The organism is Povalibacter sp. (assembly GCF_036735925.1).
GTDB lineage: Bacteria > Pseudomonadota > Gammaproteobacteria > Steroidobacterales > Steroidobacteraceae > Steroidobacter.
This window is the reverse complement of sequence record NZ_DAINNK010000017.1, coordinates 42,853-67,137: the sequence shown is the minus strand read 5'-3', so window position 1 is coordinate 67,137 and position 24,285 is coordinate 42,853. Positions and strand designations below refer to the sequence as shown.

General features: G+C 65.0%; 23 protein-coding genes and 1 pseudogene. All 24 read left to right on the top strand.

Annotated elements, in window-relative coordinates:
* The first annotated feature begins 390 nt into the window (after positions 1-390).
* Positions 391-798 carry a flagellar basal body rod protein FlgB gene (flgB, locus tag V7D81_RS07765; RefSeq protein ID WP_324315579.1) on the top strand — a complete coding sequence of 136 codons (408 nt, stop codon included), beginning with the start codon at positions 391-393 and terminating at the stop codon, positions 796-798.
* 14 nt (positions 799-812) lie between these two features.
* Positions 813-1,226: a flagellar basal body rod protein FlgC gene (flgC, locus tag V7D81_RS07760; RefSeq protein ID WP_324315578.1), complete on the top strand. Its 414-nt coding sequence runs from the start codon at positions 813-815 to the stop codon at positions 1,224-1,226.
* Positions 1,227-1,309: 83 nt separating this feature from the next.
* Complete coding sequence (locus tag V7D81_RS07755) at positions 1,310-1,987, top strand: flagellar hook assembly protein FlgD (RefSeq protein ID WP_324315577.1); 678 nt, start codon at positions 1,310-1,312, stop codon at positions 1,985-1,987.
* Between the two features lie 40 nt (positions 1,988-2,027).
* Positions 2,028-3,257, top strand: a complete 1,230-nt coding sequence (gene flgE / locus V7D81_RS07750; protein WP_324315576.1) for a flagellar hook protein FlgE — start codon at positions 2,028-2,030, stop codon at positions 3,255-3,257.
* Positions 3,258-3,326: 69 nt separating this feature from the next.
* Positions 3,327-4,067 (top strand): flagellar basal-body rod protein FlgF, encoded by a 741-nt coding sequence (flgF, locus tag V7D81_RS07745; protein ID WP_324315575.1) that lies wholly within the window; start codon positions 3,327-3,329, stop codon positions 4,065-4,067.
* A 141-nt stretch (positions 4,068-4,208) separates the two neighbouring features.
* The gene (gene flgG / locus V7D81_RS07740; protein ID WP_324315574.1) at positions 4,209-4,994 is read left to right on the top strand and encodes a flagellar basal-body rod protein FlgG; all 786 of its coding nucleotides are present in this window, start codon (positions 4,209-4,211) and stop codon (positions 4,992-4,994) included.
* A 22-nt stretch (positions 4,995-5,016) separates the two neighbouring features.
* Positions 5,017-5,700 carry a flagellar basal body L-ring protein FlgH gene (flgH, locus tag V7D81_RS07735; RefSeq protein WP_324315573.1) on the top strand — a complete coding sequence of 228 codons (684 nt, stop codon included), beginning with the start codon at positions 5,017-5,019 and terminating at the stop codon, positions 5,698-5,700.
* 56 nt (positions 5,701-5,756) lie between these two features.
* On the top strand, positions 5,757-6,875 hold the full coding sequence (locus V7D81_RS07730) for a flagellar basal body P-ring protein FlgI (RefSeq protein ID WP_442958337.1): 1,119 nt from the start codon (positions 5,757-5,759) through the stop codon (positions 6,873-6,875).
* A 2-nt stretch (positions 6,876-6,877) separates the two neighbouring features.
* A complete protein-coding gene (gene flgJ / locus V7D81_RS07725) occupies positions 6,878-7,750 on the top strand; it encodes a flagellar assembly peptidoglycan hydrolase FlgJ (RefSeq protein WP_324315571.1) in 873 nt (290 codons plus the stop codon).
* A complete protein-coding gene (gene flgK / locus V7D81_RS07720; protein WP_324315570.1) occupies positions 7,743-9,641 on the top strand; it encodes a flagellar hook-associated protein FlgK in 1,899 nt (632 codons plus the stop codon). The genes flgJ and flgK overlap by 8 nt, the downstream gene beginning before the upstream one ends.
* Positions 9,642-9,764: 123 nt before the next feature.
* Complete coding sequence (flgL, locus tag V7D81_RS07715; RefSeq protein WP_324315569.1) at positions 9,765-10,976, top strand: flagellar hook-associated protein FlgL; 1,212 nt, start codon at positions 9,765-9,767, stop codon at positions 10,974-10,976.
* Positions 10,977-11,060: 84 nt separating this feature from the next.
* On the top strand, positions 11,061-11,948 hold the full coding sequence (locus tag V7D81_RS07710) for an Rpn family recombination-promoting nuclease/putative transposase (RefSeq protein WP_324315568.1): 888 nt from the start codon (positions 11,061-11,063) through the stop codon (positions 11,946-11,948).
* A gap of 454 nt (positions 11,949-12,402) precedes the next feature.
* Positions 12,403-13,830, top strand: a complete 1,428-nt coding sequence (locus V7D81_RS07705; protein WP_324315567.1) for a flagellin N-terminal helical domain-containing protein — start codon at positions 12,403-12,405, stop codon at positions 13,828-13,830.
* 228 nt (positions 13,831-14,058) lie between these two features.
* Positions 14,059-14,331 carry a flagellar protein FlaG gene (locus tag V7D81_RS07700; protein WP_324315566.1) on the top strand — a complete coding sequence of 91 codons (273 nt, stop codon included), beginning with the start codon at positions 14,059-14,061 and terminating at the stop codon, positions 14,329-14,331.
* A gap of 30 nt (positions 14,332-14,361) precedes the next feature.
* Positions 14,362-15,744 (top strand): flagellar filament capping protein FliD, encoded by a 1,383-nt coding sequence (gene fliD / locus V7D81_RS07695; protein WP_324315565.1) that lies wholly within the window; start codon positions 14,362-14,364, stop codon positions 15,742-15,744.
* A 97-nt stretch (positions 15,745-15,841) separates the two neighbouring features.
* Positions 15,842-16,252 (top strand): flagellar export chaperone FliS, encoded by a 411-nt coding sequence (fliS, locus tag V7D81_RS07690; RefSeq protein WP_324315564.1) that lies wholly within the window; start codon positions 15,842-15,844, stop codon positions 16,250-16,252.
* Positions 16,249-16,560: a hypothetical protein gene (locus tag V7D81_RS07685; protein ID WP_324315563.1), complete on the top strand. Its 312-nt coding sequence runs from the start codon at positions 16,249-16,251 to the stop codon at positions 16,558-16,560. The genes fliS and V7D81_RS07685 overlap by 4 nt, the downstream gene beginning before the upstream one ends.
* Positions 16,561-16,576: 16 nt before the next feature.
* Positions 16,577-17,143: a PilZ domain-containing protein gene (locus V7D81_RS07680; RefSeq protein ID WP_324315562.1), complete on the top strand. Its 567-nt coding sequence runs from the start codon at positions 16,577-16,579 to the stop codon at positions 17,141-17,143.
* A gap of 480 nt (positions 17,144-17,623) precedes the next feature.
* Complete coding sequence (locus V7D81_RS07675) at positions 17,624-19,120, top strand: sigma-54 interaction domain-containing protein (RefSeq protein WP_324315561.1); 1,497 nt, start codon at positions 17,624-17,626, stop codon at positions 19,118-19,120.
* Between the two features lie 196 nt (positions 19,121-19,316).
* Positions 19,317-20,381: pseudogene (locus V7D81_RS07670) on the top strand (sigma-54 interaction domain-containing protein); the annotation flags it as partial.
* On the top strand, positions 20,378-20,731 hold the full coding sequence (fliE, locus tag V7D81_RS07665; RefSeq protein ID WP_324315559.1) for a flagellar hook-basal body complex protein FliE: 354 nt from the start codon (positions 20,378-20,380) through the stop codon (positions 20,729-20,731). The pseudogene V7D81_RS07670 and the gene fliE, both read left to right, overlap by 4 nt.
* A gap of 172 nt (positions 20,732-20,903) precedes the next feature.
* Positions 20,904-22,547: a flagellar basal-body MS-ring/collar protein FliF gene (fliF, locus tag V7D81_RS07660; protein WP_324315558.1), complete on the top strand. Its 1,644-nt coding sequence runs from the start codon at positions 20,904-20,906 to the stop codon at positions 22,545-22,547.
* Positions 22,540-23,559 carry a flagellar motor switch protein FliG gene (gene fliG / locus V7D81_RS07655; protein WP_324315557.1) on the top strand — a complete coding sequence of 340 codons (1,020 nt, stop codon included), beginning with the start codon at positions 22,540-22,542 and terminating at the stop codon, positions 23,557-23,559. The genes fliF and fliG overlap by 8 nt, the downstream gene beginning before the upstream one ends.
* Positions 23,556-24,185: a flagellar assembly protein FliH gene (locus V7D81_RS07650; RefSeq protein WP_324315556.1), complete on the top strand. Its 630-nt coding sequence runs from the start codon at positions 23,556-23,558 to the stop codon at positions 24,183-24,185. The genes fliG and V7D81_RS07650 overlap by 4 nt, the downstream gene beginning before the upstream one ends.
* The last annotated feature ends 100 nt before the right edge of the window (positions 24,186-24,285 follow it).

The window sequence follows — 24,285 nt, the reverse complement described above, 5'->3', positions numbered from 1 at the left end:
CCTGACTGTTTTCAGGCCGGCTGAAGCCGGCCCCACAGGAAGAGAGCGATCGGCTCTTTCTGTAGGTCAGGCTTCAGCCTGACTGTTTTCAGGCCGGCTGAAGCCGGCCCCACAGGAAGAGAGCGATCGGCTTCTTTCTGTAGGTCAGGCTTCAGCCTGACTGTTTTCAAGCCGGCTGAAGCCGGCCCCACAGGCAGAGATGAAGAGAACGACAGTGCCGCCGCTTGCCGCGCGGCAATTCCTTGCCGCCGCCGCAGTGACGCAATTCGCGTCCATCTCATGACGCGCCTCTCACTCTGACCAGTTGCCAGTAGGCCAGTGAGCCGGTTGGCGCTCTTGGCATATGACTTGCTAAGTCCTTCGCAAGACAGTTTTCTGGCGGAGACGGCAATGCCGGTCAATCTCGACACATACCTTGGCGTGCACGCGCAGGCACTGAAGTTGCGTTCGCAACGCACCGAAGTGCTGGCGGCGAATCTCGCCAATGCCGATACGCCGAACTACCGCGCCCGCGACATCGACTTCAGGGCGGCGCTGGCCGCGGCGAGCGGCAACATGGGCAGCGGCGTGCACCTCTCGACGACGAGTGCGCGTCACATCGGTGTTGCTGGTGCTAACGGCACGACCGCGCCGGAACTGAAGTACCGCACGCCGCTGGCGCCGGCGCTCGACGGCAACACCGTCGACACGCAGCTCGAACAGGCGGCCTTCGCCGAGAACTCGGTGCGCTACCAGGCGACGCTCACGTTCCTGAACTCGAAGTTCCGCGGCCTCATGACGGCCATTACCGGTCAATAAGAGGAGAGCGCCGAATGTCCTCCTTCAAGATCTTCGAAGTCGCCGGCAGCGGCATGAGCGCACAGTCGGTGCGCCTCAATGCCACCGCCAGCAATCTTGCCAATGCCGACAGCATCAGCAGCGACCCGAACCAGGTCTATCGCGCCAAGCATCCGCTGTTCGAAGCGATCCGCACCGGCCTCGGCTCGAAGGCGGAAACCAGCGGTGTCGCAGTACGCGGCATCGTCGAAGACCAGGCAGCGCCGACGGCGCGCTACGAGCCGGGCAATCCGCTGGCCGACGCCAACGGCTATGTCTATGCACCGAACGTCAACACCGTCGAAGAGATGGTCGACATGATTTCCGCATCGCGTTCCTACCAGAACAACGTCGAAGTCATGAACACGGCCAAGGACATGATGCTGGCGACGCTGCGCATCGGGCAGTAAGCCGTGATGAAAGTGACGAAGGCAAAAATCCATTCCGCTCTGGCCAGTCGCCAGTAGCCGACCGCCAGTAGCCCGGAGACCCCATGTCGACCACCGATCCCATCGCCGCCCTCGCTTCGCAGACGCAGGCCGCGCTCGCGTCCGCGCAGAAGCAGAAGTCCGCCAGCAATCTCGGCATCGATGATTTTCTGACGCTGATGACCACGCAGCTCAAGAACCAGGATCCGATGAAGCCGCTGGAAGGCACCGAGTTCGTCGCGCAGCTCGCGCAGTTCGGCGCGGTGTCGGGCATCCAGAACATGCAGTCGTCGATCGAGAGCCTGTCGAACTCGCTGCGTTCGACGCAGGTGCTCAACGGCACGACGCTGGTCGGACACGACGTGCTCGCCGCGGCCGACAGCTTCACCTACACGCAGGGCGTCGGCGTGAACGGCGAGATCGATGTTCCAAACGGGGCGTCGTCGCTGCAGATCCGCATCACCGATTCGACCGGCGCGCTCGTGCGCGAGATCAATGTCGTGCCGAAGGACGGCGTCAACGCCTTCGCCTGGGACGGCACCTACGCCAACGGTGCGCCGGCGCTGTCCGGCGACTACGACATCGAAGCCATCGCCACGGTCGGCGGCGAACGCGGCTCCCTCGAAGTGCTGATGTCGGGCCGCGTGTCCAGCGTCACGATCGACAGCACCGGCACGGGACTGACGCTCAACACCGGCGCGCTCGGCGCGCTGTCCATGAACAACATCCGCCGCGTGATGTAACGCCGGCGCAAACAGAAAACATTCTTCAGGAGACGGACTCATGTCATTCGGTATCGCGCTCAGCGGTCTCAACGCAGCCCAGACGGATCTGAACGTCACGGCCAACAACATCGCCAACAGCGCCACCAACGGCTTCAAGCAGTCGCGCTCGGAATTCGCGGAACTGTTCGCCGTGTCGCCGCAGGGCGTGGCGCGCAACCAGTTCGGCAACGGCGTGAAGGTCGCGGCGGTCGCGCAGCAGTTCACGCAGGGCAACATCAACACCACGAACAACAGCCTGGATCTCGCGATGAGCGGGCAGGGCTTCTTCGTGCTGAGCGATGGCGGCGCAACTGCGTACACGCGCGCCGGCGCCTTCCAGGTCGACAACGCGGGCTATGTCGTGAACAGCCAGAACCAGCGCCTGCAGGTCTATCCGGCCGGCGCCACGGGCACGTTCAACACCAGCACCACGACGGATCTGCGTCTGGTCACGAGCGAAAGCCCGCCGCAGGCGACGTCGTCGGTCGAGACCGTGTTCAATCTGCCGGCGAATGCGACGGAGCCCACCAGTGCGCCGTTCGATCCGGCCGATCCGAACAGCTACAACGAAGCGCGTTCGGTCACGATCTACGACTCGCTCGGCGCCGCGCACACCGCGAGCCTGTACTGGTCCAAGACGGCGAATGCCAACGAGTGGAACATGAACGTCTACGTCGACGGCAATGCCGTCGGCGGGCCGCAGGTGCTGCAGTACTCGAACACGGGCGTGCTGACGACGCCGGCCAACGGCCAGATCCCGCTGCCGGCCTACGATGCCGCCGCCGGCCTCGCGACCGGTGCCGCCCCGATTCAGCTCAACTTCGACCTGTCGCGCTCGACCCAGTACGGCGACACGTTCGGCATGACTTCGTCGACGCAGAACGGTTTCACCACCGGCCGCCTGATCGGCATCGACATCGACTCGACCGGCGTCGTGCAGGCGCGCTTCACCAACGGCCGCTCGACTTCGCTCGGCCAGGTCGTGATCGCCAACTTCTCGAATCCGCAGGGCCTGCAGCAGCTCGGCAACACCAACTGGTCGGAGACCAATGCCTCGGGCCAGCCGCTGTACGGCCAGGCCGGCGGTTCGGGCTACGGCCTGATCCAGTCGGGCGCGCTCGAAGCCTCGAACGTCGACATCACTGCCCAGCTCGTCAACATGATCACCGCGCAGCGCAACTTCCAGGCGAACGCGCAGATGATCCAGACGGCGGACCAGGTGACGCAGACGATCATCAACATTAGATAAGGAGACGACAGGCTACAGGCTACAGGCGACAGCCAGTAGCCCGTCGCCTGTAGCCTGTAGCCAATTCCCATGGACCGCTTCCTCTATCTCTCGATGTCCGGCGCGAAGGAAACCCTGCGCGCGCAGACCGTCAACAACCACAACCTCGCCAACGCGAGCACGACGGGTTTCCGCGCGAGCCTGGAGGCGTTCCAGACGCGCGCGGTGGCCGGCTCAGGCTACGCGTCGCGTGCGTATGCGACCGACGCGACGACGGGTTGGGATTCGACGCAGGGCGCGTTGCAGAACACGGGTCGCGATCTCGATATCGGTGTGCAGGGCGAGGGATGGATCGCGGTGCAGGGCGCCGACGGTCGCGAGGCCTACACGCGCGCCGGCGATCTGCGCATCGATCCGAGCGGCCTGCTCATGAATGGCGCGGGTCATCCCGTGCTCGGCGATGCCGGTCCGGTGACGATCCCGGCGAATTCGTCCGTGATGATCGGTGCCGACGGCACGGTGTCGATCGTACCGATCGGCTCGGGTCCGGAAACGACGGCGCAGGTCGGTCGCATCAAGCTCGTCAATCCGCCGGCGCAGTCGCTGATGCGCGGCGAAGACGGACTGTTCCGCCAGATCGACGGCGCGGATGCGCCAGCCGATGCGGACGTGCGCGTCGTCTCGGGCGTGATCGAGTCGAGCAACGTCAACGTGGCGAATGCGATGGTCAAGATGATCGAGCTGTCGCGCCAGTTCGATCTGCAGGTGAAGGCGATGCGGACCGCGGAAGAGAACGCGGCGACGAGTGCGCAGCTGTTGCGCTCGACGTAGTCGAGCGGCGACTGGCTGCTGGCAACTGGCTGCTGGCCAGAGGACCGGAATACTGAGTTCGTATTGCAATGACAGGTGAACGCGTCGGGGCTTCTGGCCAGCAGCCAGTCGCCAGTCGCCAGTAGCCAACGGAGTGATCCCATGAACCCCGCCCTCTGGGCCGCAAAAACCGGACTCGATGCGCAGCAGACGCGCATGGCCGTGACATCGAACAACCTCGCCAACGTCGGCACCACCGGCTTCAAGAAAGGCCGCGCCGTGTTCGAGGATCTGCTGTACCAGAACTACAAGCAGGTCGGTGCAGCGACTTCACAGGACACGCAGGCGCCGACGGGACTGTCGCTCGGCACCGGTGTGCGCGTCGTCGCCACCGAAAAGACCTTCACGCAGGGCAACCTGGCGCAGACCGGCAACTCGCTGGACGTCGCCATCAGCGGCCGCGGCTTTTTCCAGGTGCTGCTGCCGGACGGCACGATGGGCTACACGCGCGATGGCAGCTTCAAGGTGAACTCGACCGGCGAGCTCGTCACGTCGAGCGGCTACCGCGTGCAGCCCGGCATCACGCTGCCGGATGGCACGCAGAGCATCTCGATCGGCAAGGACGGCGTCATCACGGCGCAGCTCGCGGGGCAGGCGGACGTCACCGAGATCGGCTCGCTGCAGCTGTTCGATTTCATCAATCCCGCCGGCCTGCAGCCGCGCGGCGAGAACATGTATGTCGAATCGGCCGCCAGCGGCACGGCGCAGTCGGGCACGCCCGGCCTCAACGGCCTCGGCATGACGGAGCAGGGTTCGCTGGAAGCCTCGAACGTCAACGTCGTGGAAGAGCTGGTGACCATGATCGAAACCCAGCGCGCCTACGAAATGAATTCGAAGGCGATTTCGACGACCGACCAGATGCTGGAATACATCACGAATCAGCTGTGATCGCTGATCAGGTAAGCACGCGATGAACGTATCGAACGCAATGAAGCAGCTCGGCCCCGCGATGGCGCTCGGCGCGATCCTGTCGGGCTGTGTCGTGGCACCGCCCGAGCCGGACTACACGGCGACAGCGCCTGCGCCGTTGCCGTCGCCGTCGGCCGGCAACGGTTCGATCTACCAGGCCGGTCACGACATCGCGCTGTTCGAAAATTCGGTGGCGCGTCGCGTCGGCGACACGCTGACGATCAAGCTCAGCGAGCGCACCAATGCCTCGAAGAGTTCGAGCACGTCGACCAAGAAGTCGAGCTCCGCATCGCTGCCGGGTCCGACGGTGGCCGGCCGTCCCGTGACGGTGAACGGCGTCGAAGTGCTGCAGATGGGCATCGACAACGAATCCGAGTTCGACGGGCAGGGCGGCAGCAGCCAGAGCAATCGTCTCGAAGGCGATATCTCCGTGACTGTCGCCGAGCGCCTTCCCAATGGAAACCTGCTGGTGCGCGGCCAGAAGTGGATCGCCATCAACCAGGGCCAGGAATACGTGCGCATCCAGGGCATCGTGCGGCCGATCGACATCGATCCCGACAACTCGATCTCGTCGCTGAAGGTGGCAGACGCACAGATCTCCTACGGCGCGAAGGGCGCGCTGGCCGACGCCAACAAGCCGGGACTGCTGGCGCGCTTCTTCAATGCGCCGTGGATGCCGTTCTGACGCGCGCAGCGCGAGTGACGCAGGTGACGAAAGTGATGAAAGTGACGCAGGTGAAGATGAAGAGGCTGCAGGCGTTCGGTCGCGGCTGTCTCGTCGTGCTGGCGATGGCGCTGGGCAGCGGCGCCGCGCACGCGGAGCGCATCAAGGATCTCGCCTCGGTATCCGGCGTGCGCGGCAACCAGCTCGTCGGTTACGGCCTCGTCGTCGGTCTCGACGGCACGGGCGACCAGACCAGCCAGGCGCCGTTCACGATCCAGAGCATCCGCAACATGCTGGCGAAGTTCGGCGTGACCATTCCGGCGAACGTCAATCCGCAGCTCAAGAACGTCGCGGCCGTGACGGTGTATGCCGATCTGCCGGCGTTCTCGAAGCCCGGCCAGACGATCGACGTGACCGTGAACTCGATCGGCAACGCCACCAGCCTGCGCGGCGGCAGCCTGCTGATGACGCCGCTGCGCGGCATCGACGGCGAGGTCTACGGCATCGCGCAGGGCAGCCTCGTGGTCAGCGGCTTCGGTGCATCGGGCAAGGATGGTTCGCGCATCGCAGTGAACACGCCAAGCTCCGGCCGCGTGCCGAACGGCGCGTCGGTGGAGCGGGCCGTGCCGAGCAACTTCGCGACCGAGCCGTACATCACGCTCAACCTGCACACGCCCGACTTCACGACGGCGACGCGCCTCACCGACAGCATCAACAACCTGTTCGGACCGGATACGGCACGCGCGGTCGATGCGGTGTCGATCCGCGTGCAGGCGCCTGCCGATTCGACGCAGCGCATCTCGTACCTGTCGACGCTTGAAGCGATGGAAGTCGAGCCGGGCGATGCGCCAGCGCGCGTTATCGTCAATTCGCGCACCGGCACGGTGGTGATCGGTTCGGCGGTGCGTGTGAAGCCTGCCGCGGTCGCACATGGTTCGCTGTCTGTGACCATTACCGAACGCCTCGACGTGAGCCAGCCGAATGCGCTCGCGCAGGGCGACACGGTCGTGACGCCGCGTTCCGACATCCAGGTCGATCAGCCGCAGGCACGCATGTTCGTGTTCAACGCCGGCGTGAATCTGGATGAGATCGTGCGTGCGGTGAACCAGGTCGGCGCCGCGCCGGGCGATCTGGTCGCGATCCTCGAAGCACTGAAAGAAGCCGGCGCATTGCGCGCCGAACTCATCGTGATCTGATCATGACGTCCGGTCCCGCCAACGTCTCCTTCTTCGCCGATCCGGCGGCGCTCGCGCCGCTGAAGAGCGAAGCGAAGGCGAACGATCCGGCCGCGCTCAAGCAGGTCGCGAAACAGTTCGAAAGCCTGTTCACGCAGATGCTGCTGAAGAGCATGCGCGAGGCGAACAAGAGCCTGTCGAACGGCGACTCGCTGTTCGGCAGCGATCAGGCGGATTTCTACCAGGACATGTTCGACCAGCAGATGGCCGTGCACCTGTCGCAGGGAAGCGGGCTCGGACTGGCGGATGTGCTGGTGCGGCAGCTGGCGGGTGCGGGTGGCGTCGGCGAGCCGCGAGCCATGAGCCAGACGCAGGCCGCGACCGCTGCCGAGCCGTCGCCCATCGCGTCATCAAAAGCCGATTTCATTCGCCAGATGCTGCCGCACGCACAGGAAGCGGCGAAGGAACTCGGCGTCGATCCGAACGCCTTGCTGGCGCAGGCCGCGCTGGAAACCGGCTGGGGCAAGTCAGTGCCGTGCAACGGCGCCGGCGAATGCAGCTACAACCTGTTCGGCATCAAGGCGGGCAGCAGCTGGGACGGCGCCACCGTGAACGTGCCCACACTCGAATTCGAAGACGGCGTGGCCGTGCGCAAGGTCGATCGCTTCCGTGCGTACGAGTCGCCGGCCGACAGCTTCCGCGACTACGCACGCCTCATCCGCAACAACCCGCGCTACGAGGATGCCCTGAACGCGGGATCCGACGTCGCGGGATTCGCCTCGGCGCTGCAGAGCGGCGGCTATGCGACCGACCCGAACTACGCCCGCAAGATCGTCGCCGTGGCCCATGAGCTGCAGCGCGTGTCGAAACCCACTCTGAGCACCGACCATGGCTGATCTTCTTTCCACCAGCGTTTCCGGCCTGATGGCGTTCCAGCGTGCGCTGGATACCACCAGCCACAACATCACGAACGCCAATACGGTCGGCTACAGCCGGCAGCTGACGGAGTTCATGACCCGCAACCCGCAGGAAGCGGGCAACGGCTGGATGGGCAATGGTGTCGACGTCAGCACCATCAAGCGCGCCTATGACGACTTCCTGGCGAGCCAGAGCCGCAGTGCGTCGAGTTCGTACAACCAGTTCAACACCTATGCGACGCAGGCGAGCCGCGTCAGCAACCTGCTCGGCAACACGAGCACCGGCCTCACGGCGTCGCTGCAGAAATTCATCAACGCCTTCCAGGCGGTGGCCGACACGCCGACGTCGACACCGGCGCGACAGGCGCTGCTGAGCGAGGCGAGCACGCTGATGCAGCGGCTCGAAAGCTACGACGAAAGCCTGCGCAGCTTCGATTCGCAGGTGAATGCGCAGATCAGCTCCGAGGCGGATTCGATTTCGTCGCTGGCGCGCAGCATCGCCAAGCTCAACCAGGAAATCAGCGGCGCCTACGGCCGCACCGGTCAGCCGCCGAACGATCTGCTGGATCAGCGCGACCGTCTCATCGACGAACTCGCAACCCATGTCAGCGTGAACGTGGTCGAACAGAGCGACAACTCGCTCAACGTCTTCATCGGCAACGGCCAGCCGCTGGTCGTTGGACAGACGTACGGCCAGGTCGTCGCCACGGCGGATCCGTTCGATCCCACGCGCAATGTGCTCTCGTTCAAGACGGCGAGTTCGACCATCGACATCACCAAGAGCCTGAACGGCGGCACGCTCGGCGGCATGCTGGAATTCCGCTCGCAGATGCTCGATCCGGCGCGCAATTCGCTCGGACGTCTCGCCGCGGGGCTCGCAGAAGTCGTCAACGAACAGCATGCCGCGGGCATCGACCTGAATGGCCAGTTCGGCAAGGACTTTTTCGCGACCGGCCCGGCGCGCGTGCTTTCGCATTCGGCCAACGGCGGCACGGGCTCGATCACTGCCGAGCGCATCGCAGGCGCCGCCGGCGATCTGGCGGTGTCCGACTACATCATGGTGAACACCAGCAGCGGCTGGTCGCTGCGCCGCGCCGACACCGGTGCGACGGTGCCCATGACCGGTGCCGGAACGGCAACGGATCCGTTCGAGGCGGAAGGCATTTCGATCGTCGTCTCGCCGGGTGCGAACGTCGGCGACCGCTTCATGATCAAGCCCACTGCCGAAGCGGTGGCCGGCATGCAGCTGCTGATCTCGAACCCTTCCGAAGTCGCGGCCGCGGCGCCGATCCGTACGGGCATCCGCACGGGCAACACCGGCACCGGCACGATCTCGGCCGGCGAAGTTCTGACGGCCGGCAACGGCGCGCTGCGCTCGCCGGTGGACATCACGTTCACCAGCGCCACGACCTACACGATCAGCGGCGATCCGACGGTGCACATCTATGCGCCGGGCGGCAACATCGACGTCAACGGCTGGCGCGTGCAGATCGACGGTGTCCCGGCTGCGGGCGACACCTTCGAGATCCGTGACAACGTCGGCGGCACGGGCGACAACCGCAATGCGCTGAAGCTCGCGTCGATCCTCAACGAACCGGTGCTCAACAAGGGCACGGCGTCGCTGAGCGCCGCCGTCGGCGAATTCGTCGGCGACATCGGCGTCAAGACCAACCAGGCCCAGGTGTCGAGTGCGGCGCAGAAAGTGGTGTTCGACGAGAGCGTCGACTCGCTGCAGTCCGTGTCGGGCGTGAACCTGGACGAGGAAGCCGCGAACCTCGTGCGCTACCAGCAGGCCTACATGGCGGCGGCGCAGATGATCAAGGTGGCGGATACGATCTTTCAGTCGGTGCTCGCGGCGGTGAGCAGATGATGGAGAGGCGACAGGCGTCAGGCGACAGGCGTCAGCCAGAGGACTATCACGCCTCACCTCCGGCCTGTAGCCCGTAGCCTGTCGCCTGTAGCCTGTATCCAACAGCTTTCCAGAGTTCCCCCCATGCGCCTTTCCACCCAGTCCTACTACTCCCGATCGATCAGCGCGATGCTGGACCAGCAGGTCGCGCTGTCGAAGATCCAGAACCAGGTCGCCAGCGGCAAGAAGATCAGTTCGCCAGCGGACGATCCGATCGCGGCCGTGCACATCATGGAGCTGGAGCGCAGCAAGCAGGAGTCCGCGCAGTATGAGAAGAACAGTTCAATTGCGCGTAGCCGCCTCAACCTGACAGAACAGTCGCTGACGGATGCCGGAACGATGCTGCAACGTGTGCGCGAACTGATCCTGCAGTCGGCGAATACGGCCACCATGACGGATGCGGACCGGCAGTCCGTCGTCGTCGAACTGGAGGGCCTGCTGTCTCAGGCGCAGGACATCGCGAACAGCAAGGACAGCAATGGCGAGTATCTGTTTGCGGGCTTCTCGACCTTGACGCAACCCTTCAGCGGAGCGGCGAGCGGCAATGTCGTCTATTCCGGCGATCAAGGCTCCCGGTTGCTGCAGGTCGGGCCGACGCAACGCGTCGCCGACAGCAATTCCGGCTTTGAAGTATTCATGAAGATTCCGTCGGGCAACGGCACGTTCGATACGGCTGTGAGCGCCGGTAACACCGGCACAGGCACGATCAGCACTGGCTCCTTGACGAATCCTGCAGCCTGGGTGCGGGATGACTACACGCTGACCTTTACGTCGGCCACGACCTGGGAAGTGACAGACAGCGCAATGCCGACGCCGACCGTCGTTGCGAGCGGCGCATACACATCCGGCACGCCCATCGCGTTCAACGGCGCACAGTTCGTCGTGACCGGTACGCCGGCAGTGGGCGACACGTTCGAGGTGACGCAGAGCCGCAGCGAAGACATCTTCTCCACGCTGAACGATCTGCTGACGACGCTGAGGCAACCCGCCGGCAGTCCGGCTGCGAGCGCGCGACTGTCGAGCGACCTGAACGGCGCACTGGAACAGATCGACCAGGCACAGGATCATTTTCTGGGAATCCGGGCCCAGGTCGGCTCCCGTCTGTCGCAGCTCGATTCGGCCGATGCATCGCTCGAAGACCGCAGCATCGATATCCAAACGTCGCTCTCGGACCTGCAGGACCTCGACTATGCGGAGGCGCTGGCACGCATGAACCAGCAGATGGTGGGTCTGCAGGCGGCGCAGCTGTCGTATTCGCAGATCTCGCAGCTGTCGCTGTTCAATTACTTGAGGTAACGGGCAGATATTCGTGACGCGTCAGTGATCGGCGAAGGGACAATCGCCTGACACCTGCGTTTGCATCGTACATGGACGTACCGCATGCCCGGCCTGCCGCTGCTCGATCCCAAGCTCGACCTGATTTTCAAGCGCCTGTTCGTCGACGCGCCGGACCTGCTGGCGGATCTGATCAACGCGGTGCGCAGCAACGAACCGCCCCTCGTCGAACTGCAGATCCTCAACCCGCAGATCGCCCCGGAAGAACTCACTGGCAAGTTCGTCGTGCTGGACATCCTCGCCCGCGACCTGACCGGGCAGGTGTTCAACATCGAGATGCAGACGTGCAAGCACGCGGGTTGGTCCTCGCGCACGGTCTACTACCTGGCGCGTACCCTCGGCCGGCAATTGCAGGCCGGCGAGAGCTACGCCCAGGTGCAGCCGGTGATCGGCATTCATCTGATGGACTTCGATCTGTTCGAGGAAGCTCAGGCGTGCTGGGTGTTTGAACTGCGCGACGGCCAGCGCCCCGCGGTGCGACTGGACCGCAGCCTGCAACTGCACCTGATCGAACTGCCCAAGGCGGACCGGCTGCGTTCCCAAGCCGGGAGTGCTCTGGCAGACTGGATCGCGTATTTCAGGCACTGGCAGGAGGAGGCCATCATGCGCGGCATCGACCGTCCGGCGATCCAGAAGGCCCGGCAACATCTCGAAGCCCTGTCCGGTGATGAGCTAGTCCGTTACCAGGCGTTCGTGCGTGAGCGGGCGCTGCATGACGAGGTGACGGAGAAGGAGGAGGCTGAGGCCAGAGGAGAGGCCAAGGGCCGCGTGGCTGGCGAGGTCAACATCCTGCGCCGTCTGTTGCGAGCCCGGTTCGGCCCGCTGCCCGCTGCCATCGAACAGCGCCTGCAAACCGCCAATGAGGCGGAGCTGACCCTCTGGGCCGACCGGGTACTGTTCGCCGAGCGGCTGGAGCAGGTGTTCGCGGATTGATTTGTTCATAGAGTCACGCCCTCGGATCCCCTCCTCCGCGTAGCGGGGGAGGGTTAGGGTGGGGGCGAGTGGGAGTTGCGCAGCTTTTTCAAGCAACCCCCATCCTGTCCTTCTCCCCTCGCTGGGGGATCTCCGGCTCGCTTCGCGCGCCTCCTCCCCGCTGCGCGGAGGAAGGGACGCCTGATTCGCTCTCATCTCAAAGCCTGACCTGCAAGCCTGACCCGCAGCAGGCGCCTCTTCCTCCTGCACCCGCACCGCGGACAAACCACCGCGAAGCACAACGTTCCGTGATCCATTCCGCACTTCTCAACGATCGCCATTGCCCCTCTCAAGTTCGCCCGGCGGGCACCGATACAGCCCTTGAAACAGCAATCCGGCGCACATCACGCCGCCAGTGCTGAAATGAGAGCCGCGGACGGGCGTCCCGGCAAAGTAGTTACCAGGAGTTAGTTTCATGGCACTTGTTATCAACACGAACGTGATGTCGCTGAATGCTCAACGCAACCTCACGACATCGGGCAACCAGCTCGCGACGTCCCTGCAGCGTCTGTCTTCCGGTCTGCGCATCAACAGCGCGAAGGACGACGCCGCCGGTCTCGCGATTTCCGAGCGTTTCACCAGCCAGATCCGCGGCCTCACGGTTGCGGCCCGCAACGCCAACGACGGTATCTCGCTCACGCAGACCGCCGAAGGCGCGATGGCTGAAACCAGCAACATTCTGCAGCGTATGCGCGAACTGTCGCTGCAGTCCGCCAACTCGACCAACAGCACCGGCGACCGCCAGGCGCTGCAGGAAGAAGTGGTGCAGCTGCAGGCTGAAATCGACCGTATCGCCCTGAACACCGAGTTCAACGGCCAGCGCATCATCGACGGTTCGTTCAGCAGCGCGTCCTTCCAGGTTGGCGCGAACGCGAACCAGACGATCAACTTCGCCATCGGCAGCGTGAAGGCTTCCAGCATCGGCGGCATCGCGCAGGAAACCGGCACGGAAGTGTCGGGTGCTGCATCGACCGACATCACGATCAGCGTGAACGGCGGCGCGGCCACCACGATCAACACCAGCGCCGGCTTTGCCGGTACGGCGGATGGTCAGGACGGCACCTCGGCTTACGCCAAGGCTCGCGCCATCAACGACGCCGGCATCGCCGGTCTGACGGTCCGCGCCTCGACCACCGGTACCCAGACGGTTGGTGCGATCGGCGGCACGGCTGCCGATACGTACAACCTGTCGATCAACGGCACGGCGGTGTTCACGAACCAGGACGTCGCCACGGCCCTGTCGAACTCGGCTCTGCGCGACGCGATCAACGGCGTGTCGAACCAGACGGGCGTCATCGCCAGCCTGAACGGCGGCGCTCTCACCCTGACGGCGGCTGACGGCCGCAACATCACGGTGACCGAAAGTGGCACGGGTTTCACTGCCGGTACCGACGGTCTCACGGTGACGGGTGGTGACTTCGCCGATGCGCTGCGTGGCACGCTCGCGGTGTCCTCGACGGGCTCGCTGGACATCGGCGGCACTGTCGCCACCCTCGGCCTGAACGCCGCGATTGCCAAGGACGCGCTGGGCGTCGACTCGCTCGACATCTCGACGATCGAAGGCGCACAGAGCGCGATCATGCGCATCGATGCGGCGCTGTCCTCGGTCAGCTCCAACCGCGCCGCGATGGGTGCCTTGCAGAACCGCTTCACGTCGGCCATCACCAGCGTGCAGACGACTGCCGAGAACCTCTCGGCCGCGCGTTCGCGCATCCTGGACACGGACTTCGCGGCTGAAACGGCAGCGCTGACCCGTTCGCAGATCCTGCAGCAGGCAGGTACGGCGATGGTGGCGCAGGCCAACTCGGCTCCGCAGAACGTGCTCAGCCTGCTCCGTGGTTAATCCACGGTGAGGTGAGACGGCCATGACCCAACGCCTTCGGGCGAACCGGTCTGCAGCGGGCGGTGAGGGACGCAAGTCTCTCACTGCCCGCTGCCTTTTCTGTTTTCCCTCTTCGCAGGCGGAGGAGGTGCAGTCATGAAGGCAATGGAAACGGCCACGGCAGTCGTCGCTACGAAAGTCGCAAGCAATTCCAGCCCCCTTGGCGCGAAAGTTGCTACGGATGTTCGGATGGCCGCGACCGTCGAAAAGCCGGCGCAGCAGCCGTCTGCCGAGGAACTGAACGCAGCGGTGCGTGCAGCGGCCCGGCAGATCGATTCGTATTTGAAGAGCGTCGGTCGCGAAGTCGAATTTCGCGTCGACGACGAATCCGGCGTGACAGTGGTGACGGTACGCGAAACCGCGACCGGCACCGTCATCCGGCAGATTCCCAATGAAGAGGTGCTGCAACTCGCGCGGCGCTTCGACGCCAGGTCGATGTCCTTGCTCGACCTGACGGTGTAACGGCAGCGCGACCATGACTGGAGAAGGCTAGTGGCAACATCAACGGCAGTCGGCGGATCGCAGATCGACGTTCGGTCCCTCGCGTCGCAGCTCGTCGCGGCCGACCGAGCCACCGCGGATCAGCAGATCGCCCGCCAGAGCGCGCGCGTCACGACGCAGATCTCCGCGCTTGGCCAGTTGATGGGCTCCATGTCCACGTTCCGCTCGGCGCTGACGTCGCTCAAGACCGTGGATGCCTTCAGCACCCGCTCGGCAGTCAGCGGCAACAAGGAGGTTTTCACCGTCTCGGCAGGGTCCGCTTCCGTGCCGGGCACCTACGAGGTATCGGTCCAGCAGCTCGCCAAAGCCCATCAGATTTCCTCCAATCCGTTCGCCGGCGGCAGCGGCAGCACCGTGGGAACAGGTACCTTGACGCTGTCGCTCGGCAGTTCCAGTTTCTCTGTGGAAATCACCAGCGAGAATTCGACGCTGGCCGGTATCCGCGACGCCATCAACGGCTCGTCGGATAACGTGGGTGTGCGGGCGACGATCGTGCAGGGCACCGATGGCGCGCGCCTCGTGTTGTCTTCGTCCAGGACCGGCGAAGCCAATAACCTCGCCGTCGCGCAGACGGGCGGCGATGGCGGCCTCTCGGCGGTTGCATTCAGCGCTGACGATACGTCGAACTACACGGTGATCGCAGCGGCGCAGGACGCCATCGTGAACATCGCGGGTGCCGAGAGCCGCAGCGGTTCGAACGTCATCGACGGCGTCGTCGACGGGGTGACCCTGACGCTGCTCAAGACGACCGCGGAGGATGAGACCGTTTCGCTGACGATCGGCTATGACTCTGCGGCGGCGACCAAGAAGATCGAAGGATTCGTCAGTGCCTACAATGCGCTGGCAACCCAGATGGCGAAGCTGCGCAGCTACAGCCCCGGAACCAACGTTGCCGGTCCCATGATCGGCGACTCACTGCTCTCGTCCATCGAGAGCGAGCTGCGCCGGGCACTGGCTCAGCCCGTCGATGGCCAGGCAAGCGGGTTCCAGACGCTGGCGGCGATCGGCATCACCACACAGCGCGATGGCACGCTTGCCATCGACAGCACGAAGCTGCAGAAGGCCCTCACCGACAACTTCGATGCGGTCGGCAAGCTGTTTGGTTCGGAATCGGGCATTGCCGCCAACCTGTACAGCAAGGCGGACGCGCGACTGCAGTCGGGTGGTGGTCTGGATACGCGCAGCAAGGCGCTGACGAAACAGCAGGAAAGTATCGTGAAGCGCAAGGACGATCTCGATGCGCGAATGGAAGCAAAGCTGCAGGTCTACATCATGCAGTTCACGCGTCTCGACACGATGCTGTCGCAGATGCAGGTGACGTCGAGCTACATGTCGCAGCAGATCGAGTCGCTGCAGAATCTCAACAAGAAGTAGAGATTTCAGGGGCGCGAAGACGGATCTGGGCGGCGGAGTTGCTCAAGTCTCCCTGCAAGCCGCCGTTATCCTTCGTAGAAGGATTCGGAGCAGTTACATGTCAGGCTATGCGCGTACATCGAACTTGGCTGCATACCAGAGCGCTGCCGCTCATGGTGGCGTCGCTGCGTCCGATCCGCATGGGCTCATCGTGATGCTGATGGACGGAGCGCTCGAACGCATTGCGACCGCCCGCGGCTGCATGCAGCGCGGCGAGACCGCCGAAAAGGCCCGCTTGCTGAACCGCACGATCTCGATCGTCGCCGAATTGCACGGCAGTCTCGACATGACTTCCGGCGGACAGATCGCTGCCAATCTCGGCGACTTGTACGATTACATGAGCCGCCGGCTGCTGACCGCCCTGGCCAACAACCAAGCAGAACTGCTGGATGAAGTCAGCGGTCTGCTGAACGAACTGCGCAGCGCCTGGGTCGCCATTCCTGTCGACGCCCGGCAGGTGACGCGATGACCTCCGCCATCGCCGACAGCGTCATGGCCGTCACGCACAAGCTCGTGCGGCAGGCCATGCACGGTCAGTGGCAGGATGTGCCGAAGACGGTCGAAGAGCGCCGCGTGCTGCTCGATCGTCTCAATGCCAGCGCGTCGCCGTCGGACCAGCAGTGGCTGCTGGCCTTGCGCCAGGCGATGGCCGAATCGGACGCCGCGGTCGCGAAGATCGCCGCCGTGGACTCGCCGGAGGCTGCGCTCGCCGCAGGGCCGGAGCAGGGCGTCCACACGGTCGACGCGACGCTCGAGATGATCCGACACAGTCGTTGAAGGGCAGGGCCTGACGATGTACGAAGGACTCGACACCATCGTTCTTTATGAAGAGCTGGCTTACGAGGATGTCGTGCCGCTCGAATGGCGTCCGTTGCCGGAACCGTTCGATCCCGCCGTCGTCGGCAGCTTCGCGGATCGCAACCTGCGTTCCCTGCAGGCGCTCGCCGCGCTCGAAGAGCACGGCCAGCTCGAAAAGCCGGACGACTCGCAACATGCCGCCGACATTGCGCGCCTCGACCTGAAGGTCAATCTGCTGCTCGACATGGTCGGCAAGCTGCTGGTTTCCAGCCAGCCGCGACCGCGACCGGCATCGATCCGTTTCAATGCACTCGGCGCCGTGTGGCATGCGGGTGCGCCGTATCCCCCGCTCGGCAATCAGGGCGTGCTCGAGATCTATCTGCGCGATTGCATCGCCGAGCCGCTGCGACTGGTGGGCCGGATCGCCTCGATCGCGCCGGATGGCCGAATCAAGGCGCGCTTCATTCCTCCGGGCGAGCACATCGCCGACCTGCTGGAGAAACTCGCGTTCCGGAAGCATCGGCGCCAGGTGGCGGGTGTGAGGCAGCCGAAGAAACCGTAGTCGTCGATCTCTTCTTCTTCACTGTGGGGCCGGCTTCAGCCGGCCTCTTTTCGGAGTCAGGCTAAAGCCTGACCTACAGGAAGAATTTGCGCCTCTTAACTGTGGGGCCGGCTTCAGCCGGCCTCTGAGGAGTCAGGCTGAAGCCTGACCTACAGGAAGAATTTGCGCACGCGCCTTCCTCGCCGAAATTTTTTTCGCAGCAGAACGTGATGCATTGCACGCGATGTCGTCACTAACACGCACTCGCGACTAAGTGCTTCCCCTACACGTGCGCCAAAAAATTGGCAGCAGTTCACGCGAAGCCGTTGTTCAGGGATCCCCTGATATGACATCAGCGACACCACAGCAGAATCGATCGCGAGCCGCATGATGTCGCGCGCATCGCGATGACGATGAGCGCCGTGCGGTTCAGGGAATCACTGAAGATTCTGCGCACCGCTGGGGAAGAAGATGAATTCGATTGAATCGGCAAGAACGCGAATGACAACGCTGCAGCGTGCGGTCGTCTACGACTGCGACGTCGAGCGGGCCGGGCAGGTCGCTGCCGTACTGAAGATTCTGGAACTCGAACCGCTGCTCATCGATCACTCGGCGCTGATGCGCGCGGTGATCCAGTCGCCCACCTCGCCGCCGGCATTGCTGGTGGGCGATGTAGGGGATTCCCTGGACTGGCGCGAACTCGGCGCCGCGCTGCGCGAACAGCTGGGTGACGTCCCGGTCGTCGCTTACGGTTCGGCGGAGGCGGCGGAGCAGCTCGCTGCGGCCGTCGGGCACTCGCGCGTCATCCGCCTGCCGTTTCCGTTCCGGCACCAGGCACTGGCGAAGGCGCTGCACGTGCCCTCGCAGGCCGCGCTCGAAGAAGCCGGCGACGTCGTCATGCCGACCGGCAACTCGCCCGCGATCTGCGACGTCGGTCGCCTGATCCGGCAGGTGGCGGCGCACGATTCCAGCGTCCTGATCCTCGGCGAGTCCGGCACCGGCAAGGAACTGGCGGCGCGCGCCATTCACGATGCCAGCCCGCGGCGCCAGCGCCCGTTCGTCGCCATCAACTGCGGCGCGATTCCGGCGGAGCTGCTGGAGAGCGAACTGTTCGGCCACGAGAAGGGCTCGTTCACCGGCGCCATCGCCGCGCGCAAGGGCCGCTTCGAGATCGCCGAAGGCGGCACGCTGTTCCTGGACGAGATCGGCGACATGAGTCTGCCGATGCAGGTCAAGCTGCTGCGCGTCCTGCAGGAACGCATTTTCGAACGCGTCGGCAATCACGCGCCGATCCGCTGCAACGTCCGCATCATCGCGGCGACGCATCGCAATCTCGAAGATTCCATCGCCCGCGGCAATTTCCGCGAAGACCTGTTCTATCGCCTCAACGTCTTCCCCATCGAAATGCCGGCGCTGCGCGAGCGCATCGAGGATCTGCCGCTCCTGATCCGCGATTTCTCGAACCGCAACGTCACCGAAGGCCGCAGCCGTATCGAACTGACGGGGCGCGCGATGGAAGCGCTGAACCGGCATCCCTGGCCCGGCAACGTCCGCGAACTCGGCAACCTGATCGAGCGCCTGTCGATCCTGTGTCCCAATCGCAAGGTCGACATTGCCGACCTGCCGCCGAAGTACCGGCCGGCCGGCGTGGTCGAGGACCTGCTGAGCCGCGAAGACGAAGAGGCCCTGCAGGTGGCGACGCTGCCCGAAGAAGAGGAGAGCGCGGTGCTCGACGAATTCGCCATCGACGACCGTGCGGCACTCGACATGCTCACCGAAGTGACCAGCCACGAGATGCTGGCCGAACTGCCCGCGGGCGGGCTCGACCTGCGCGATCACCTGTTCGAGATCGAGCGTTCGCTGATCCGCCAGGCGCTGAGCCGTGCCGGCGGCACCGTCGCGCATGCGGCGCGTCTGCTCAAGCTGCGTCGTACCACGCTGGTGGAAAAGCTGCGCAAGTTCGAAATGCTCAACGAGGCCGCGGCGACAGAAGTTTGACGCGGCAGCGGCCAGCGGTTGCCGCAGCGGACACGGATCACACGGCAGGACCCTGCCACCTGTGATGGAGTCCGCAGGATCGAATCGCAAATGAGCCCGGGCGGGGCACTGGAACAGAACTTGCTCCTTCCGTGCCGTGATGAACGCAAACGCATATGTAGATGAGACAGGCCGCGAGCTGCGAGCCGTGAGCCGCGAGCCGGAAGCGCTCGCCGCGAGCGCGGACCCGCTGGCTCATGCCTCGGGCCCCAAGCCTCAAGCCGTCGACTTCGTCGCCGTCGCTCCCGAATCTCTGCGCCTGGCCGCCCTCGCGCGCCGCGTCGCTGCCAGCGACTGCACGGTGCTGATCGCCGGCGAGTCCGGCACCGGCAAGGAAGTGCTGGCGCGATTCATTCACCGCTGTTCGCCGCGCGCGACGCAGCCTTTCGTCGCGGTCAACTGTGCGGCGATTCCCGAGAACATGCTGGAGGCGATGCTGTTCGGTCACGAGCGCGGCGCCTTCACCGGCGCGCATGCCAGTCATGCCGGCAAATTCGAGCAGGCACAGAACGGCACGCTGCTGCTGGATGAAGTGACGGAAATGCCGCTGGGCCTGCAGGCGAAGCTGCTGCGCGTGCTGCAGGAACGCGAAGTGGAACGCATCGGCGGTCGCGCACCGGTCGCGCTCGACGTGCGCGTGCTGGCCACGACCAACCGCAATCTGCGCGCCGAAGTGGCCGCGGGCCGTTTCCGCGAAGACCTGTACTACCGGCTCAATGTATTCCCGCTGTCGACGTCACCGCTGCGCGAGCGTCGCGACGACGTGCTGCCGCTGGCGATGCGCCTGCTGACCTCGCGCTGCCGTCCCGGCGAGCGCATTCCCGCGCTCAGCGCCGACGCGGCGCATCTGCTGCTGACCTATCCGTGGCCGGGCAACGTGCGCGAACTCGACAACGTCATGCAGCGTGCGCTGATTCTCTGCAGCGGGGCGGTGATCGAGGCGGAGCATGTGCAGCTGGAAGCCACTGGCGACTGGCGGCTGGCGACTGGCCAGAAGGTCGAAGCGGCGTCAGTTGAGCCGTTGCGTTCACCCGTTGCGGCGCGCAGCGTGGAGCAGGGCGTGTTGTCGACCTCGCTCGACGCCACCGAACGCGACCTGATCCTCGATGCGCTGCGCGTCGACCACGGCAATCGCCAGGCCGTGGCGAAGCGCCTCGGCATCAGCGCGCGGACGTTGCGTTACAAACTCGCGAAGCTGCGCGATGCGGGAGTCGAAGTATGAGTTCGTTGCAGATCGATGCCGTGCTGTCGCAGATCCGCGCGATGCAGTCGCAGGTGCGCGGTGTCGGCGGTCAGATGCAGGAGGCGCCGCAGGCCGTTGCCGGCGTGCGTCCGGATGCTGCTGCGCCCGGTTCCTTCGCCAACGTGCTGAAGCAGGGCATCGAACAGGTCAACCAGGCGCAGCAGAAGGCCTCGTCGCTTTCGACGCAGTTCGAACGCGGCGTGCCGGGCATCGAACTGCCGCAGGTGATGCTCGAAATGCAGAAGGCCAGCGTGTCGTTCCGCGCGCTCACCGAGGTGCGCAACCGGTTTGTGAGTGCGTATCAGGAAATCATGAACATGCCGATCTGAGCGGGGCGAGTAGCGATGAGCTGCGAGCTGCGAGCCGGAAGGCACTGACGCAATCTATGAATATCGAGAGGAAATACCCTGTGATCGGCGGTAAAGGCGCAAGGTGCGACGTTCTGGCTCACAGCTACTTGCTCATTGCCCGTAGCTGCTTCGCTCCGGCAGGGAGCGAAGCATGAGCGCCGAAGCCCTCGCCTTGCCGCGGCCCACGCTCATTCCGCCGCAGCTCAAGCCGTTGCTGATCCTCATCGGCATCGCGGCCGCGGTCGCGGCCGGCGTCGGCATCGTGCTGTGGTCGAAGGAGCCGACGTACGCGCTGCTCTACGGCAATCTCGGTCAGCAGGATTCGGCGCAGATCGTGCAGGCGCTGCAGACCAGCGGCATTCCCTACAAGCTCGACAACAACGGCGAGATCACGGTGCCCGCGGATCGCGTGCACGACGCACGGCTGAAGCTCGCGGGCCAGGGTCTGCCGGAAGGCGACGGCGGATTCTCGGTGATGTCGAAGGATCCGGGATTCGGCGTCAGCCAGTTCATGGAAGGCGCGCGCTACCAGCACGCGCTCGAAACCGAACTCGCCCGCACGATCTCCAACCTGCAGCCCGTCGCCGCGGCGCGCGTGCATCTGGCGCTGCCGCGTCAGTCGGCGTTCGTGCGCGACCGGCGCCCGTCGTCGGCGTCGGTGATGCTGCAGCTGAAGCCGGGTCGCCGGCTGGAGCAGGAGCAGGTGACGGCGATCGTCAATCTCGTCGCGTCCAGCATTCCGGAGCTGGAATCGAGCCAGGTGACCGTGGTCGATCAGCAGGGCCGGCTGCTGTCCTCGCCGGAGAAGGCCGAGGACGAGTTCGCCGTGCGCAGCAAGCAGCTCGAAATCGCGCGCGACATGGAAGAACGCTACACGCATCGCATCGAAGAACTGCTCGCGCCGCTGGTCGGTGCGGGACGCGTGCGCGCCCAGGTCGTGGCCGACGTCGAGATGAGCACGACGGAAGAAGCGCGCGAACAGTACCGGCCCGAGAGCCAGATCATTCGCAGCGAACAGACCGCCGAAGAAACCAGCCGCAACGGCGCCGGTCCGCAGGGCGTGCCGGGCGCGCTCACGAATCAGCCGCCGACGCCGGGCGTGGCGCTGCCGCCGGGAGCCGCCGCGAACGCAGCGACGCCGAATGCCGCCGCAACGCCGGCTGCGGGGCAGCAGCCGACGGTGGCGCCGCCGGACAACACTTCGAAGCAGGCGACACGCAACTACGAGATCGATCGCACGGTGGCCTACACCAGGCAGCCGGCCGGTCGTCTGAAGCGCATCACCGTGGCGGTGCTCATCGACAACCTGCGCAGCACCGATGCCGAAGGCAAGGTGACGGAGACGGCGCTGCTGCCGGAACAGATCGAGAACATCACGCGCCTGGTGAAGGACGCGGTGGGTTACAGCGAAGCGCGCGGCGACAGCGTCAATGTCGTCAACGCCTCGTTCAAGGGCGAAACCGTCGTCGAGGACATCCAGCCGGAGACGATTCCGCTGTGGGAACGGCCGCTGCTGCGCGACATCGCCAAGCTCGTCGCGGCGCTGATCGTGCTGCTGGCGCTGGTGTTCGTGGTGCTGCGGCCGCTGATCCGCGGCCTGCTGCCTGCGCCGCCGAAGCCTGTCTATGCGCCGCCCGCGCTGCCCGATGGCACGGCGCCGCAGATGGCCGCTGAAACCGGCGCCACGCCGGCGATAGACTACGAAGGCCAGATCGCGCAGGCGCGCGGCATGGTGGCGCAGGATCCGGGCCGGGTCGCGCAGGTCGTCAAGACGTGGGTGAACACCGGTGAGTAACGGCCAGGAAAAAGCAGCGCAGCGCAGCGGCACCGAACGCGCGGCCATTCTTCTGCTGACGCTCGGCGAGCAGGAAGCCGCCGAAGTGATGAAGCACATGGGCGCCAAGGACGTGCAGCGCATCGGCGCCGCCATGACGCAGCTGCAGAACATCTCGCGCAAGGAAGTCAGCAATGTCCTGCAGGAATTCACGACGACGGTCGAAAGCCAGACCTCGCTCGGCGTCGGCGTCGATGAGTACCTGCGCAAGGTGCTGATCGGCGCGCTGGGCGAGGACAAGGCCGCGGGCGTGATCGACCGCATCCTGTTCGGCCGTTCCAGCAAGGGTCTCGAAGCGCTCAAGTGGATGGACGCGCGCGCCGTGTCGGAGCTGATCCGCCAGGAGCATCCGCAGATCATTTCCATCGTGCTGGCGTATCTCGATCCCGACCAGTCCGCCGACGTGCTGGCGCAGTTTCCCGAGTGGCTGCGCGCCGACGTGATCATGCGCATCGCGACGCTCGACGGCATCCAGCCGAGCGCGCTGCACGAACTCGACGACGTCATCGAGAAGCAGTTCGCCGGCAAGACCGGCGCGCTGAAGACTTCCGTCATCGGCGGCGTCAAGACGGCCGCGAACATCATGAACTTCCTCGACAGCAGCCAGGAAGGCGCGATCCTCGATCACATCCGCAAGGTCGACGAGCCGCTGGGCGGCAAGATCCAGGACCTCATGTTCGTGTTCGACGATCTCGAAGAGATCGATGACCGCGGCATGCAGGAAGTGCTGCGCGCCGTGCCGGGCGAGCGCCTGCTGATCGCGCTGAAGGGTGCGGAGGATTCGCTGAAGGACAAGATCTTCAAGAACATGTCGCAGCGCGCCGCCGAGATGCTTAAGGACGATCTCGAATCGCGCGGCCCCGTGCGGTTGTCCGAAGTCGAAGCCGCACAGAAGGAAATCATCGCGCTGGTGCGCAAGATGGCGGAGTCCGGCACCGTGCAGTTCGGCGGCAAGGGAGATGAGTTCGTATGACCGGCCCCGCAGTCGCCCGCTGGGATCTGCCCACCGTGTCCGGCAATGCGATACAAGGGCGCCGCGCCGGGCCGACGGTGGCGGAGCTCGAAGCGATCGAAAAGCGCGCGCACGACGAGGCGTTTGCCGTGGGGCGTGAGGCCGGGCTCAAGGCAGCGAAGGCCGAGATGCAGCCCGTCATCGAACAGCTCCGCGCCAGGGTTGCGAGCCTGTCGGCCGTGTTCGACAAGCTTGCGAAGCCGCTCGACGAACTCGACGCTGAAGTCGCCGATCAGCTCGCGCGCCTGTCCATGTCGATCGCCAAGCAGGTGATCCGGCGCGAACTGCGCACCGATCCGACCCAGATCATCGCCGTGATGCGCGAGACCGTCGCGCTGCTGCCGGCCTCGGTACGCCAGATCCGCATCCACATGCATCCGGAAGATGCCGCCGTCGTGCGCGAACACCTCGCGGCGCCGGGCGGCGATCTCGCGTGGAGCATCGCCGAGGACCCGATGATGAGCCGCGGCGGCTGCATGGTCCTTTCCGAGACGTCGCAGATCGATGCGCGCATCGAATCGCGTATGGCCAGCGTCGCGAGTGCGATGCTCGGCGAGCAGCGTGCGGAATCGAGAACGGAGGAATAGCCGCAAAAAGGCGCAAAAAACGCACAAGGTAATCGGAAGTCGAAGACAGATCCTTCTTCACTTTGTGACCTTTGCGCCTTTTTGCGGCCATTTTCCGTCT

Coding starts and splice junctions, on each gene's coding strand:
- V7D81_RS07730 (WP_442958337.1), top strand. CDS start 5,757: ATGAAGAGGCTGCAGGCGTTCGGTCGCGGCTGTCTCGTCGTGCTGGCG.
- flgC (WP_324315578.1), top strand. CDS start 813: ATGTCCTCCTTCAAGATCTTCGAAGTCGCCGGCAGCGGCATGAGCGCA.
- V7D81_RS07680 (WP_324315562.1), top strand. CDS start 16,577: ATGTACGAAGGACTCGACACCATCGTTCTTTATGAAGAGCTGGCTTAC.
- fliS (WP_324315564.1), top strand. CDS start 15,842: ATGTCAGGCTATGCGCGTACATCGAACTTGGCTGCATACCAGAGCGCT.
- flgK (WP_324315570.1), top strand. CDS start 7,743: ATGGCTGATCTTCTTTCCACCAGCGTTTCCGGCCTGATGGCGTTCCAG.
- V7D81_RS07705 (WP_324315567.1), top strand. CDS start 12,403: ATGGCACTTGTTATCAACACGAACGTGATGTCGCTGAATGCTCAACGC.
- flgB (WP_324315579.1), top strand. CDS start 391: ATGCCGGTCAATCTCGACACATACCTTGGCGTGCACGCGCAGGCACTG.
- V7D81_RS07675 (WP_324315561.1), top strand. CDS start 17,624: ATGACAACGCTGCAGCGTGCGGTCGTCTACGACTGCGACGTCGAGCGG.
- flgE (WP_324315576.1), top strand. CDS start 2,028: ATGTCATTCGGTATCGCGCTCAGCGGTCTCAACGCAGCCCAGACGGAT.
- V7D81_RS07685 (WP_324315563.1), top strand. CDS start 16,249: ATGACCTCCGCCATCGCCGACAGCGTCATGGCCGTCACGCACAAGCTC.
- flgJ (WP_324315571.1), top strand. CDS start 6,878: ATGACGTCCGGTCCCGCCAACGTCTCCTTCTTCGCCGATCCGGCGGCG.
- fliF (WP_324315558.1), top strand. CDS start 20,904: ATGAGCGCCGAAGCCCTCGCCTTGCCGCGGCCCACGCTCATTCCGCCG.
- flgH (WP_324315573.1), top strand. CDS start 5,017: ATGAACGTATCGAACGCAATGAAGCAGCTCGGCCCCGCGATGGCGCTC.
- fliE (WP_324315559.1), top strand. CDS start 20,378: ATGAGTTCGTTGCAGATCGATGCCGTGCTGTCGCAGATCCGCGCGATG.
- V7D81_RS07710 (WP_324315568.1), top strand. CDS start 11,061: ATGCCCGGCCTGCCGCTGCTCGATCCCAAGCTCGACCTGATTTTCAAG.
- V7D81_RS07700 (WP_324315566.1), top strand. CDS start 14,059: ATGGCCGCGACCGTCGAAAAGCCGGCGCAGCAGCCGTCTGCCGAGGAA.
- flgF (WP_324315575.1), top strand. CDS start 3,327: ATGGACCGCTTCCTCTATCTCTCGATGTCCGGCGCGAAGGAAACCCTG.
- V7D81_RS07650 (WP_324315556.1), top strand. CDS start 23,556: ATGACCGGCCCCGCAGTCGCCCGCTGGGATCTGCCCACCGTGTCCGGC.
- flgL (WP_324315569.1), top strand. CDS start 9,765: ATGCGCCTTTCCACCCAGTCCTACTACTCCCGATCGATCAGCGCGATG.
- V7D81_RS07755 (WP_324315577.1), top strand. CDS start 1,310: ATGTCGACCACCGATCCCATCGCCGCCCTCGCTTCGCAGACGCAGGCC.
- flgG (WP_324315574.1), top strand. CDS start 4,209: ATGAACCCCGCCCTCTGGGCCGCAAAAACCGGACTCGATGCGCAGCAG.